The organism is Maritimimonas sp. 2405UD52-3, assembly GCF_056591715.1.
This window is the reverse complement of the sequence record NZ_JBWQOL010000003.1, coordinates 313,683-326,274: the sequence shown is the minus strand read 5'-3', so window position 1 is coordinate 326,274 and position 12,592 is coordinate 313,683. Positions and strand designations below refer to the sequence as shown.

Annotated in this window: 13 protein-coding genes; 9 read left to right on the top strand and 4 right to left on the bottom strand. The window is 34.7% G+C overall.

Features of this window, described 5'->3' with window-relative positions:
- Positions 1–5: 5 nt before the first annotated feature.
- The gene (locus AC1EU5_RS09440) at positions 6–599 is read right to left on the bottom strand and encodes a hypothetical protein (RefSeq protein ID WP_480192134.1); all 594 of its coding nucleotides are present in this window, start codon (positions 597–599) and stop codon (positions 6–8) included.
- 114 nt (positions 600–713) lie between these two features.
- Between AC1EU5_RS09440 and kynU the strand changes: the two genes are divergently transcribed.
- From kynU to AC1EU5_RS09395, 9 genes are all read left to right on the top strand, one after another.
- Positions 714–1,997, top strand: coding sequence for a kynureninase (gene kynU / locus AC1EU5_RS09435; RefSeq protein ID WP_480192133.1), 1,284 nt, complete (start codon positions 714–716; stop codon positions 1,995–1,997).
- Complete coding sequence (locus tag AC1EU5_RS09430) at positions 1,990–3,387, top strand: FAD-dependent oxidoreductase (RefSeq protein ID WP_480192132.1); 1,398 nt, start codon at positions 1,990–1,992, stop codon at positions 3,385–3,387. Before kynU ends, AC1EU5_RS09430 begins: the two co-directional genes overlap by 8 nt.
- Positions 3,388–3,504: 117 nt before the next feature.
- On the top strand, positions 3,505–3,906 hold the full coding sequence (locus AC1EU5_RS09425) for a RidA family protein (protein WP_480192131.1): 402 nt from the start codon (positions 3,505–3,507) through the stop codon (positions 3,904–3,906).
- Between the two features lie 266 nt (positions 3,907–4,172).
- Positions 4,173–5,615: an aldehyde dehydrogenase gene (locus AC1EU5_RS09420; RefSeq protein WP_480192130.1), complete on the top strand. Its 1,443-nt coding sequence runs from the start codon at positions 4,173–4,175 to the stop codon at positions 5,613–5,615.
- Between the two features lie 3 nt (positions 5,616–5,618).
- Positions 5,619–6,137 carry a PsbP-related protein gene (locus AC1EU5_RS09415; RefSeq protein ID WP_480192129.1) on the top strand — a complete coding sequence of 173 codons (519 nt, stop codon included), beginning with the start codon at positions 5,619–5,621 and terminating at the stop codon, positions 6,135–6,137.
- A complete protein-coding gene (locus AC1EU5_RS09410) occupies positions 6,134–6,919 on the top strand; it encodes an SDR family oxidoreductase (protein WP_480192128.1) in 786 nt (261 codons plus the stop codon). The genes AC1EU5_RS09415 and AC1EU5_RS09410 overlap by 4 nt, the downstream gene beginning before the upstream one ends.
- 165 nt (positions 6,920–7,084) lie before the next feature.
- A complete protein-coding gene (locus tag AC1EU5_RS09405) occupies positions 7,085–7,624 on the top strand; it encodes a 3-hydroxyanthranilate 3,4-dioxygenase (protein ID WP_480192127.1) in 540 nt (179 codons plus the stop codon).
- Positions 7,617–8,021 carry a PaaI family thioesterase gene (locus AC1EU5_RS09400; protein ID WP_480192126.1) on the top strand — a complete coding sequence of 135 codons (405 nt, stop codon included), beginning with the start codon at positions 7,617–7,619 and terminating at the stop codon, positions 8,019–8,021. Before AC1EU5_RS09405 ends, AC1EU5_RS09400 begins: the two co-directional genes overlap by 8 nt.
- Before the next feature lie 90 nt (positions 8,022–8,111).
- Positions 8,112–9,197 (top strand): amidohydrolase family protein, encoded by a 1,086-nt coding sequence (locus tag AC1EU5_RS09395; protein WP_480192125.1) that lies wholly within the window; start codon positions 8,112–8,114, stop codon positions 9,195–9,197.
- 29 nt (positions 9,198–9,226) lie between these two features.
- Here AC1EU5_RS09395 and AC1EU5_RS09390 read toward each other — a convergent pair whose 3' ends face one another.
- From AC1EU5_RS09390 to AC1EU5_RS09380, 3 genes are all read right to left on the bottom strand, one after another.
- A complete protein-coding gene (locus AC1EU5_RS09390) occupies positions 9,227–10,009 on the bottom strand; it encodes a tetratricopeptide repeat protein (protein ID WP_480192124.1) in 783 nt (260 codons plus the stop codon).
- Between the two features lie 104 nt (positions 10,010–10,113).
- Positions 10,114–11,274 carry a 4-hydroxyphenylpyruvate dioxygenase gene (gene hppD / locus AC1EU5_RS09385; protein ID WP_480192123.1) on the bottom strand — a complete coding sequence of 387 codons (1,161 nt, stop codon included), beginning with the start codon at positions 11,272–11,274 and terminating at the stop codon, positions 10,114–10,116.
- 130 nt (positions 11,275–11,404) lie between these two features.
- Positions 11,405–12,571: a homogentisate 1,2-dioxygenase gene (locus AC1EU5_RS09380; protein WP_480192122.1), complete on the bottom strand. Its 1,167-nt coding sequence runs from the start codon at positions 12,569–12,571 to the stop codon at positions 11,405–11,407.
- Between the last annotated feature and the right edge of the window lie 21 nt (positions 12,572–12,592).

The following is a 12,592-nucleotide window of genomic DNA, read 5'->3' as shown; positions in this document are numbered from 1 at the left end:
TAAAGTTACGTTTTCTTTTTCAAAAACCGTGCTAGGCCCTTTGCTAATATACCATAGCTATTAGCTATTCTAATACCTGAATTATAATCACTCTTACCTAAAATGTTCTTTGCAAAGATTTCAGCTATTATTCGTTCAGGATTTTCTGTTTCATAAATTGTAATTACAGCCCTTAATTTTGATTGTTCCCATGCGGCTACTACATTATAACCAGGATAGATCATTGTACTTTTTATCTTAATTGTATATTTTTCGTTTGGATTCTCTTTACTTACCCTTATATTCCTTTTCATTATAAAATACCCGTTGAAATTATCCACAAAGTAAGGTTCATATATTTTTTTGCGATCATTAAACCATGATTTCTTAAACTTCTCACCTAAACCGATTTCTTTCTTTTCTCTTTTTCTCATTTTATCCTTCAAGAAATCTTCTTCAGATTCATAACCAGGAATTTCAACTCCTTTATAATCAAAAACCACATTATAACTTTCTACTCCTTTCAGTTCAGATAAATCTCCCTCAATTAACTTTAACTTTTGACCAAAAGAGAGTTGAGCTAGAACTATAACAACGGTAAATAGAAATAACTTCCTCATATATCTTGTTTAATAGCCAAATATAATAGTTTAAAGAATTAATAGATTCTTTACTTAAATTGTATTAAGATCATATGTAATTTTTAAATTTGTGAACCTAGTTACCATTTAATTATGACCCAAGTTTTTACTGAGTTCGAATCCAATCTTGCTTTCGCGGAAAAATTAGATACTCAAGATCCCCTAGAAAAATATCGAAATCAGTTTCATATACCAAAAGATAAAAATGATAATGATTGGCTGTATTTTACTGGAAACTCTTTAGGGTTACAACCTAAAATCACACAACAATATATTCAGCAAGAGCTTGATGATTGGGCAAAACTAGGAGTTGAGGGGCACTTTGATGCCAAGAATCCGTGGATGCCTTATCATGAATTCTTAACCGAAAGTATGGCCAATGTTGTAGGTGCTAAACCAATAGAGGTGGTTATTATGAATACATTGACCACCAACCTACATTTATTGATGGTCTCTTTTTATCAACCTACAAAAACAAAATACAAAATTGTCATTGAGAGCGATGCTTTTCCTTCGGATCGCTATGCAGTAGAATCACAATTGCGTTTTCACGGATTTGACCCAAAAGAGGGATTGGTTGAGTGGAAACCTAGACATGGTGAAGAACTGCTTCATATGAGAGACTTAGAAACAATACTAGAACAACAAGGTGATGAAATAGCATTATTACTTATTGGTGGGGTAAACTATTATACAGGGCAGCACTTTGATCTAAAGCAAATAGCCAAACTAGGCCATTCAAAAAAATGTATGGTTGGTATTGACCTTGCCCATGGCGCTGGAAATATCCAACCTAATTTACATGAATCTGGAGTTGATTTTGCCGCTTGGTGTACTTATAAATATTTGAACTCTGGGCCAGGTAGTTTAGCAGGGTTGTTTGTGCATGAAAGACATGCATATAACAAAGACCTACCACGGTTCAACGGTTGGTGGAACCATAACCCCGAAACCCGATTTAATATGCGAAAATCTTTTGAGGTAATGCCTGGTGCAGAAGGTTGGCAATTAAGCAATCCGCCTATTTTGTCAATGGCAGCTATACGAGCATCCTTAGATTTATTTAATGAAGTAGGTATGGATGCTTTGAGAGAAAAATCTGTAAAATTGACTGGGTATTTCGAATTCTTGATCAATCAATTGGATACTGAAAGAATTAAGATTATTACGCCGTCAAGCCCTAAAGAGCGAGGGTGTCAACTATCAATTCAAGTAAAAAATGCTGATAAGTCCCTGCATAATCATTTAATGAAAGCTAATGTTATAACTGATTGGCGTGAACCTGATGTCATTCGTTGTGCGCCAGTGCCTTTTTATAATTCATTTACAGATGTGTATAAAATGGTGGAAATTCTAAAAGGATTGTTGAGTGAATAAAAAAGACAATATACTTATAATTGGCGCGGGTCTTTGTGGTTCATTACTCGCATTACGCCTTGCGCAAAGAGGTTATACTGTGAATGTTTATGAAAGTAGGCCAGATTTGAGAGTTACAGATATATCAGCAGGACGTTCTATCAATCTAGCCTTATCAGATAGAGGATTTAAAGCGTTACGCTTGGCGGGAGTTGAAGATAAGGCTCGTGATATTTGTATACCAATGGTAGGGCGTTTAATACACGACAAAGAAGGAAATACTTTTCCCTCTAACTACTCTGGTAGAAAAGGAGAATATATCAACTCAATTTCAAGAGGCGATCTGAATGGAATGCTTTTAACTGAAGCCGATCATTTTGATAATTTAACTATCCATTTCAATTGTGAATGTAAAGCTGTTGATCTTGATACTAATGCTGTTTCTTTTTACAATCATAAAAACCAAGAAGAATTCAAAGTGGCTGCAGATGTAATTTTTGGAACAGATGGTGCGGGTTCTGCTTTGCGTAAGAGCTATTATTTAGAACGTAAATTTTTATTCAGCTATTCTCAGAATTTTCTAACACATGGTTATAAAGAGTTGGAAATTCCAGCGTCAAAAAATGGCAAACATCTTATAAGCAAAGATCATTTGCATATCTGGCCACGAGGTGATTATATGTTGATTGCATTACCAAATCTTGATGGAAGTTTTACTGTTACGCTGTTCTTAAGTTATGATGAAGGTAAGTACAACTTTAATAATTTAACTTCGAAAGAAAAGATTCGAGAGTTTTTCGAAAACGAATTCTCAGATGCCTTGGCATTAATACCTGATATTGTTTCAGAATTTTCAAATAATCCTACTGGAGCTCTAGGCACTGTGAAGTGTTCTCCTTGGTATTATAAAAATAAAACATTGCTATTAGGTGATGCAGCACATGCTATTGTACCGTTTTACGGACAAGGCATGAATGCCTCTTTTGAAGATGTGACTGCTTTCGATGCTATTCTCGATAAACATGAAGGTGATTGGGAAACTATTTTTAAAACCTTTGAAAAACAGCGGAAGCAGGATACCGATGCCATCGCTGATCTTGCCATTGATAATTATTACGAAATGCGAGATCATGTTGCGAATCCTTTATTTAAAGAAAAGCGTACCTTAGAAATGACTTTTGAAGAAAATTTCCCTAGTGAGTATTTTTCAAAATACTCTATGGTAACCTTTAATGAAGAATTACCCTACCATCAAGCCATGATAAAGGGTAGAGCTCAAGACAAAGCTATCTTAAATATGATTGCTGATGATGAAATTGATTTAGAAGGTGACTTAAGAGAATTATTAAAAAAAGTGAGGAAAGAAACTAATGAACTATTAGAAGAAGATAAAATTGCAAGGTTAAAGTAAAGCCCACCTCAACCCTTTCAAGAGGAGTTAGTAGGTACCAAAATAAAGTATAACAAAAGTATTCTTATTCACCCCAATAAGAATCTCTCCCCTTTGGGGAGATTAAGAGGGGCTTATATGAGTGATAAAGTAACACCAAGAGGCGCGTACCCACATACCAAACGAGTTGGTGATTTTATATTTGTTTCTGGTACAAGTTCTAGAAGAGCTGATAATACCATTGCCGGAGTAGATATTATTGATGAAATGGGTACCAAACGATTAAATATAGAAGTACAAACAAGGGAGGTTCTACAAAACATTGAAAAAAATCTAGCCAAAGAGGGAGCTTCTTTAAAAGATGTGGTAGATGTTACTTCTTTTCTAGTAAACATGAATGACTTTGCAGGTTATAATAAGGCTTATGCTGAGTTTTTTGACAAGGAAACCGGTCCAACGCGAACAACATTAGCTGTACATCAATTACCACACCCTGATCTGGTAGTGGAGATTAAAGTAATGGCTTATGTTGGTAATTAGATAATTTATGAATATGATAATTTGAAAATGATTTATTATTTTGAATCTTATTGTTGAAATGCCAGAATATAAAAATAAGATCGTATAGAATTTTTGAAGCCTTGGAAAAAATTTAGATTTTATTTTTTTGGTTTTCCTGTAAGTTCGAGCGCGGTCGAGAACAAAGGAAAAATTCCTCATTTCAACTTGATTTTTTTAGTTCGTTTTATATCAAGACAAAATGAACAATAAAACAAATGGATTCCTGCTTTCGCAGGAATGACAAAATGAAAAAAATAAAAAACTACATAAATGGTAAGTTTGTGCCTCCCGTCGCTGACGGGTGGATTGATAATTATTGTCCAGCTGATGGTGAAATATATGGTCAGATACCCAATTCATCAAAAGAAGATGTAGAAGTAGCTTATATAGCTGCCAAAACAGCTTTTGAATCTTGGTCTAATACTTCTTTTGAAGAACGAAGTAGAATCATGCTTAAAATTTCTGAACTTATCGAACAAAACCTTGACAGACTTGTTGAAGCAGAGAGCAAAGACAATGGCAAACCAATCTGGTTAGCCAAAGCTGTAGATATACCAAGAGCATCGAGTAACTTTAGATTTTTTGCAAATGCCATCACCCAATTTGCTAGTGAAAGCCATGAAAGTGTAGGACACGATGCCATGAATTATACCTTACGCCAATCCATTGGTGTAGTTGGCTGTATTTCACCATGGAACCTCCCACTCTATCTCTTTACCTGGAAGATAGCTCCTGCAATTGCAGCTGGTAATTGTGTATTGGCAAAGCCCAGTGAAGTCACTCCGATGACGGCCTATCTATTAGGTGAAATTTGTACTAAAGCAGGCCTCCCCAATGGCGTTTTAAATATCGTACATGGTTTAGGAACTACTGCAGGCCAAGCAATAGTTGAGCATCCGGATATTAAAGCTATTTCTTTTACCGGAGGAACAACCACAGGTGCACATATTGCTAAGATAGCTGCGCCTATGTTTAAAAAGTTGTCTCTAGAATTGGGTGGTAAAAATCCTAATATCATTTTTGCAGATTGTGATTATGGAGATATGCTTATTAATACTATACGATCTTCGTTTGGTAATCAAGGGCAAATTTGCTTATGTGGAAGTCGAATTTTTGTTGAAGAATCTATTTACGAACAATTTAAAAAAGATTTTGTAGAAGTAGTCTCAAAACAAAAAGTTGGGCATCCTGCTGCACCTGATACAAAATTCGGTGCGTTAGTTTCTAAGTCTCATTTAGAAAAGGTATTGAACTATGTTGAAATTGCTAAAGAAGAAGGAGGTAAAGTACTGTATGGAGGGAATCAGTTAACCGTAGATGGCTATGAAAATGGCTACTACATGGAGCCTACCATTATTGAAGTTGATACTGATGAATGCTGTATAAATCAAGAAGAAGTTTTTGGCCCAGTTGTAACCATTATGTCTTTTAAAACCGAAGAAGAAGTATTAACTATGGCTAATGGTGTTAAATATGGTCTTTCGGCTACTTTATGGACTAGTGACTTGAAACGTACCATGCGAATGACAAAAAAGCTAGAAGCCGGTATTGTTTGGGTAAATACTTGGTTAATGCGCGATCTACGTACACCTTTTGGTGGTGTAAAAGATTCTGGTGTAGGTCGTGAAGGTGGTTTTGAAGCATTGCGTTTCTTTACAGAACCTAAAAATGTATGTATTAAGTATTAATCAATGTTTAAAACCTGGAGTACTTTTTTTCTTATCATTTTTTATATAAATGTTACTTTTACTCAAACTGAAAGCCAATGGAAATTAATAGAAAATGAAACATATGAAATTAAATATCCTAATGACTGGCAATTAGACACTACGGGAAGAAACAAAACTGAGTTTATAGTATTTTCTAAACGCCTAGAAAATGATCCTTTTAGGGAGAATGTAAACTTGATAATTCAAGATTTATCAAACCATATTATGAATTTGGAGTCTTTTGTAAAACTCTCAGAAAATCAAATAAAAAAAGTACCTTATTCAAAAATAATGGTAAATGAAAGAGTTGAAAATGAGAAGCGCATATATTTTCAGATCATCTGGCAAGGATATGTAAACAAACAATTATTAAAATTTAAGCAATTCTATTTCCTTGAAGATAATAAAGCCTATACGCTTACATTTACATCACAAGAGAAAGTATATGAAGATTATCTTTCAGTTGGAAATAAAATTTTAAATAGTTTTATCATAAAATGAACCTAGATTTATCAAAAAAAAATGCCCTTGTATGTGGAAGCACTCAAGGCATAGGAAAAGCATCAGCAATAGCACTAGCAGATCTTGGTGCGAATGTAACATTGATTGCCCGTAATGAAGAAAAACTAAAAGAAGTGGTGTCTGAGCTTCCTAACAAGTATCAAGATCACAATTATATCGTTGCTGATTTTTCAAACCCTGAAGAAGTAGGTAGCAAGGTTGCTACGGACCTAAAAAGAGTGGGCACCTATCACATTTTAGTAAATAATACAGGTGGGCCAACAGGAGGTGCTATATTTTCGGCTAACCTAAATTCTTTTGAAAAGGCATTTGCACAGCACCTAAAATGTAATCATGTATTAGCACAAACCGTTGTTCCGGGAATGAAAGAAGTGGATTACGGAAGAATAATTAATATTATTTCTACTTCTGTAAAACAGCCCTTAGATGGCCTAGGGGTAAGCAATACTATTAGAGGTGCTGTTGCAAATTGGAGTAAAACGTTGGCCAATGAACTAGGTGAGTTTGGTATTACCGTAAACAATGTACTACCCGGTGCAACTTCAACAGATCGTTTGAGTGAGATCATAAAAAATAAAGCAGAAAAAACTGGAAAGTCAATAGAAGAAATTTCAAGAGCTATGAAAAATGGAATCCCAGCTAAGCGCTTTGCACAGCCAGGTGAAATTGCTAATGCAGTGGCATTTTTGGCCAGCGAAGCAGCAAGTTATATTAATGGAATTAATGTTCCTGTTGATGGCGGAAGAACAAAATCTCTTTAGTGCCGAACTTGATTCGGCATCATATAAATTAAAAAAGTAATCATTAACTTTATAACATAAATTAAGCTGTCATTACGAGGAGTGCTAACGACGTGGTAATCTCATGATATTAGACAGATTGCTTCTCCGCCAAAGGCGGATCGCAATGACATAAAAAATAAAATTATGAGCAATTTAGTATCTCCTATAAATTTTAAAGAGTGGATTGAAGAAAATAGGCATTTACTGAAGCCGCCTGTGGGAAATAAGGTGGTGTGGAAAGATGGTGATTTTATTGTCATGGTAGTAGGTGGGCCAAATAGTAGAAAGGATTATCACTACAATGAAACGCCTGAGTTTTTCTATCAAGTAGAAGGCGATATTGTTTTAAAGGTCATTGATAAGGGTACGCCCAAAGACATTCATATCAGAGAAGGCGAAATATTTCTGTTACCCCCTAAGGTGCCTCATTCCCCACAACGTGCCGCAAATACAGTAGGTTTAGTTATTGAATATCCAAGAGAAAAGGGAGTTCAAGATGCCTTGCTTTGGTTTTGCGAAAACTGTACTACCAAATTATACGAGGAAGATTTCACTTTAGACAATATTGAAACTGACATGCCAAAGATCTTTGATAAATACTATGGAGATCTTGAAAAACGATCTTGTCCGAATTGTAATGCTGTGATGGAACCTCCTAAAAAAGTACAACTGGAGCATGATTGAAGCTTCAAAGAAGAGTTTTTACAAGCAAGGTTTTATGCAGACGTTGGGTGCTAAATTGGTGTCCATTGAAAAAGGATTGGTAAAGATTGAATGTAATTTTGATGAAAAACTAGCACAGCAACATGGTTATTTTCATGCTGGTGTATTGACAAGTCTGGCAGATGTGGCCTGTGGTTATGCGGCACATTCAATGATGCCTGAAGGATCAGATGTATTAAGTGTAGAATTTAAAACTAATTTTATTCGCGCTGCAAAAACTGAAAAAATTATCGCCATTGGCAACGTTGTTAAAAATGGTAAAACATTAACTTTTTGTGAAGCAAAAGTAACCGATGGTGAAGAAAATATTGTTTTTGCAACGATGCAAGCAACTATGATTTGCTTAAAGAAAAAATAATTATCATTCCGTCCCGATAATTATCGGGATTGATGCGAAATCCAGAAATAAAAATAAGATCCTAAATCAAGTTCAGGATGACAATCATATATGAATAAACGTAAACTAAGAATCAACGGTCATTCGCATTTACTTCCTTATCCTGAAGAAATACCACCATACATGAAAGATAAAGGTATTTTTTGGGTGGATAAGGATCGGAAATATATGCTTCAAAAAGACTGGAGTCGCCCTGTAACGGATTCAAGCTTCTTTTTAGACGAAAAGTTGGAATGGATGGATCATTTTAAAATTGATCATGCGGTCGTTCTAAATCTCTCACAGCTCTACGGAAATGGACTTCGATTGGAAGAAATGAAGCAAGCCTTACGTTTTCAAAATGACTTTAATGCGCGTATTCAACATGAAAATCCAAGCAAATTTACTTGCGGATTTGTGGTACACCCTGGTTTTGTTCGTGGTGCCTGTTGGGAAATAGAGCGTTGTGTAGAAGTTCTGGGGATGCGCTTATTATGCTTACCAACGCACTACATGGATACTATTGGCACCTGGCGTTGCATCTTTGATGAGGAGAACGAACCCATTTTTGAATTGGCAAACAAATATAATCTTGCCGTAGAAATACACCCATATGACGGTGAAAAATTTATTAAGCTTGAAAACACCTCATGGCGTTTCCATTTAATATGGATGCTTGCACAATGTGCTGATGCATATCACTTCTTAACTTTAAACGGGTATTATGAAAAATATCCAAACATGCGTATTTGCTTTGCCCATGGAGGCCAATTGGCTCAGATTAACTTAGGAAGACGTATACAGGGCTTTGATGGAAGGCCAGATCTTTTTGAAGGAAAAAGTCACCCCAGAAAAGCTGTAGGTCATAAAAATATTTTCTTTGATACTCTAGTCCATGATACGGGTTCTCTTGACTTGTTGGTGAAAAATCAAGGCTCTAAACAAGTATTAATTGGTTTGGATGATCCATACCCCTTAGGCGAAATGGAAAGTGACCGACAGTCATCATATCCTGGTAAGATTCTAGATTTAGCGATTGACAGAAGTATTATTTCTGAAAAAGAGCGCGACGAAATGTGGGAAGACAATGTTTTGCAATGGTTGTTTGGTGAGGATGAAAAAGCGAAACAAAAGTTGATAGATAAAATATTATTATAGTTTTTTATTTAAGTTATTAAGTGAATAATTTATTTACTAGTTAATGAATCTATCTTAGCTTTAATCTCATTAATCTCTTGAGGAATCCAATCAAAAGTTTTGTCCAATTCATAAGCTTTTTGTTTTAACATCAGTGCTTCTTTATATTTACCAAGCTGTAACATTAAATCAGCTTTGGAATCATATGGATTACCATTTTCTGGCTCACATCTTATAAAGTTATTAAAAGCCTCTTCAGCTTTATCTAGTTCACCATTATTTATATAAGCATATCCAAGAATATTATATCCTGAACCATAGTTTTTATCTAATTCTATAGATTTTTTACCAGCTTTGATAGCTAGACCTGGATTCTTACGAAACAATAAAAAACTAATCGTATGGTATAGAAATTTGTCTTCTGGACACAGTTTTGCTAATTTGAATAGTCTTTCCTCGTATCTATCATCTGGATTATTCAACCGAAATCCCGTTGCTTCAACTAACATTTGCTCTTCCTTAGAAACTAAATGTTTATACTTCTTTGCGAGTTCATGATTAAATCTTTTTATAGAATCATTAGGTGCATAAATTGAAATATAATTGTACATTCTTACAAAACTACTATCTAGTTCAATGGCATTTTCATATTCTTCAACTGGATTTCCATTTATTCCATTTTGAACTAAAAACCGAGCTCTTTCAAAATATTTTTTTGCTTTCTCATTTGATGTTGTAATTGGTACAACTTTAGATTGCCTTTCTTTTTTAACTACTTTATCATTTTTACAAGACATAATTATGAAGATTAGTAATAATATTGTTAATCTCATTCTGCTTAATGTTTACTTCCAGTAAGTTTTTATTTATTAAGAATTTATTGCAAGAATAAAAAAGCCCCAATTATTGAGGCTTATCTATTAGATATTGCATGGTATTACAACGTACCTCTATTCGCTTGTTCTCGTTCTATGGCTTCAAACAAAGCTTTGAAATTACCTACGCCGAAAGATTGTGCTCCTTTGCGTTGAATAATTTCAAAGAACATCGTTGGTCTATCAACAACCGGTTTTGTGAATAATTGTAATAGATACCCTTCTTCATCTCTATCGATTAGTATTCCATGTTTTTTTAACACTTCTACATCTTCATCAATCTTACCAACACGCTCTAATAGATCGTCATAATAAGTTTCAGGCACATATAAGAATTCTACACCTCTATCGCGCATTGCTGAAACCGTAGCAACAATATCATTCGTTGCTACAGCAATATGCTGTACCCCTGCTCCATTGTAGAACTCTAGGTATTCTTCTATTTGTGATTTCTTCTTCCCTTCAGCCGGTTCATTAATTGGGAATTTAATTCTACCATTACCATTACTCATCACTTTACTCATAAGCGCGGTATAGTCTGTAGAAATATCATCATCAGTAAAAGAGATTATTTGTGCAAAACCCATCACTTTTGCATAAAATTCACACCATTCTTTCATTTTACCCCAACCTACATTGCCTACCATATGATCTATGAATTTCAAACCTACTGGCTCAGGATTGTAATGTGATTCCCATTTTTGATAGCCCGGCAAAAAGATTCCGTTATAGTTTTTTCGTTCTACAAAAATATGCACTGTTTCACCATACGTATAAATACCTGACCTTATTACATACCCATGCTCATCCTCTTCTATTGTAGGTTTTATAAAAGGCCTGGCTCCTCTTTTTGTAGTTTCTTCAAATGCTTTTGTTGCATCATCAACCCAAAGCGCAACTACTTTTACGCCATCACCGTGCTCTTCAATATGCCGATTGATCTCGCCTCCTTTTTCTAGTGGTGTAGTTAAAACCAATCGAATTTTATCTTGTTTTAGCACGTATGAAACACGATCTTTTAGACCCGTTTCTAAACCTGCATAGGCTTCAGATTGAAATCCGAATGCAGTTTTGTAGAAGTGTGCTGATTGTTTTGCATTACCAACATATAATTCTACATAATCAGTTCCGTTTAACGGAAGAAAATCTTCGGCTTCATCAAATATTTTCTTTAATCCGTATTCTGTATTTTGTAAATCTGTTAAATTTTTTATTCCTGCCATGTTTTTATATTTTGAATGTCATGTTGAGCGCAGTCGAAACATCTCTTATTTAGATTCTTCACTTTGTTCAGAATGACATTATTTTTTATGGATTCCTGCGTACGCAGGAATGACAATTTTTATTATTTTTTTAATGATTTTCATCTAACCACGAAGTATGATAATCTCCAGTATCAATCTTTAATGCTTCCTCAGTAACCATTAAAGGTTTAAAAGTATCTACCATCACTGCCAATTCTTCGGTCTCAGTTTGACCAATGCTGCGTTCCATAGCTCCAGGATGTGGGCCATGAGGAATACCAGCCGGGTGTAAAGTAATTTGACCAATATCAATATTATTTCTACTCATAAAGTCTCCATCAACATAATACAATACTTCATCAGAATCTATATTACTATGATTATAAGGTGCCGGAATTGCTTTAGGATGATAATCATACAATCTTGGCACAAAAGAACAAATTACAAAGGCACTTGTTTCGAATGTCTGATGCACAGGTGGCGGTTGATGTACTCGCCCTGTAATAGGTTCAAAATCATGAATAGAAAATTTGTAAGGATAGTTATACCCATCCCAGCCAACTACACTAAACGGATGACAGGCATACACATATTCATGAATCATATCCTCTTTTTTCACTTTTAGAACAAAATCACCTTTGTCAGTATATGTTTCCAACGCATTAGGTGGGTGCATATCACGCTCACAGAAAGGGGCATGTTCTAAATGTTGACCAAACCAGTTGCGATAGCGTTTGGGTGTGTAAATAGGATGTTTTGACTCTACTATGAAAAGTCTATTGTCTTCTGAGTCAAAATCTATTTGATAGATCATTCCGCGAGGAATGACCAAATAATCTCCATACTTAAAATCGATATTTCCTAGGAATGTTCTTAGTTTACCAGTTCCTTTATGGATAAAAATAACCTCATCAGAATCAGTATTTTTATAAAAATAATCTCTTAGAGATTTCTTAGGAGCAGCTAAAATAACTTGGCAATCATTGTTTACCAGAATTGCCTTTCTACTTTCTAAAAAATCATTAATTGCTGGTATTTGAAATCCATTCAAGCTCAAAGCTTTCATGTTTTTTTCAACTGCAATCTTAGGTGCTACACTATATGATTTTAAAACCTCCTTAACCTGTGTAGGTCTATGAGTATGATATAATAATGATGACATGCCATCAAAACCTATGGTACCGAACAATTCTTCATAATAGTGATTGCCTTCAGGGCTTTTAAATATGGTATGTCTTTTAGGAGGTATATTACCTAATTTATGATATCTAGGCATACGTTACTTTTTAATGTTAAA

What these genes read in the sequence shown, in the direction of transcription:
- kynU (WP_480192133.1), top strand. Translation starts at nt 714, where the DNA reads ATGACCCAAGTTTTTACTGAGTTCGAATCCAATCTTGCTTTCGCGGAA.
- AC1EU5_RS09380 (WP_480192122.1), bottom strand. Translation starts at nt 12,571, where the DNA reads ATGCCTAGATATCATAAATTAGGTAATATACCTCCTAAAAGACATACC.
- AC1EU5_RS09420 (WP_480192130.1), top strand. Translation starts at nt 4,173, where the DNA reads ATGAAAAAAATAAAAAACTACATAAATGGTAAGTTTGTGCCTCCCGTC.
- AC1EU5_RS09400 (WP_480192126.1), top strand. Translation starts at nt 7,617, where the DNA reads ATGATTGAAGCTTCAAAGAAGAGTTTTTACAAGCAAGGTTTTATGCAG.
- AC1EU5_RS09425 (WP_480192131.1), top strand. Translation starts at nt 3,505, where the DNA reads ATGAGTGATAAAGTAACACCAAGAGGCGCGTACCCACATACCAAACGA.
- hppD (WP_480192123.1), bottom strand. Translation starts at nt 11,274, where the DNA reads ATGGCAGGAATAAAAAATTTAACAGATTTACAAAATACAGAATACGGA.
- AC1EU5_RS09440 (WP_480192134.1), bottom strand. Translation starts at nt 599, where the DNA reads ATGAGGAAGTTATTTCTATTTACCGTTGTTATAGTTCTAGCTCAACTC.
- AC1EU5_RS09410 (WP_480192128.1), top strand. Translation starts at nt 6,134, where the DNA reads ATGAACCTAGATTTATCAAAAAAAAATGCCCTTGTATGTGGAAGCACT.
- AC1EU5_RS09405 (WP_480192127.1), top strand. Translation starts at nt 7,085, where the DNA reads ATGAGCAATTTAGTATCTCCTATAAATTTTAAAGAGTGGATTGAAGAA.
- AC1EU5_RS09395 (WP_480192125.1), top strand. Translation starts at nt 8,112, where the DNA reads ATGAATAAACGTAAACTAAGAATCAACGGTCATTCGCATTTACTTCCT.
- AC1EU5_RS09415 (WP_480192129.1), top strand. Translation starts at nt 5,619, where the DNA reads ATGTTTAAAACCTGGAGTACTTTTTTTCTTATCATTTTTTATATAAAT.
- AC1EU5_RS09390 (WP_480192124.1), bottom strand. Translation starts at nt 10,009, where the DNA reads ATGAGATTAACAATATTATTACTAATCTTCATAATTATGTCTTGTAAA.